The sequence below is a fragment of the Pseudomonas sp. C11 genome (assembly GCF_034683865.1).
GTDB lineage: Bacteria > Pseudomonadota > Gammaproteobacteria > Pseudomonadales > Pseudomonadaceae > Aquipseudomonas.
In genome coordinates this window covers 1-284 of record NZ_JAWIIP010000050.1, presented here as the reverse complement: position 1 = coordinate 284, position 284 = coordinate 1, and the positions used below count along the sequence as shown (strand labels likewise).

The window sequence follows — 284 nt, the reverse complement described above, 5'->3', positions numbered from 1 at the left end:
CGTCCGGATTGAACGGCCCGGCATGAGTGATGTGCAGAACGCTGCCGTCCTGCACGCTGGTGCGCGCACCGATACGGATGCGGTGCATGTCGACACGGATCACGGTCAGCGGCCAGACCGAGCTGTCCTCGCCCAGCACCACATCGCCGATGACCACGGCGGAAGAGTCGACGAAGACGCGCGCGCCCAGTTGCGGGAGGTGTTGCTGGTATTTGCGAATCGCCACGATAGAGGATCCTGGGCTGCGGGAAAGCTTGATTGTAATTAAGATGGCCCCCATATCG

Annotated in this window: 1 protein-coding gene; it reads right to left on the bottom strand. The window is 62.0% G+C overall.

The genetic code is table 11. From position 1 onward, the window contains the following. Positions 1-226, bottom strand: a 226-nt coding sequence (locus VC352_RS24885) for a gamma carbonic anhydrase family protein (RefSeq protein ID WP_416340241.1), incomplete at its 3' end; no start/stop codon positions are given. Positions 227-284 lie beyond the last annotated feature (58 nt).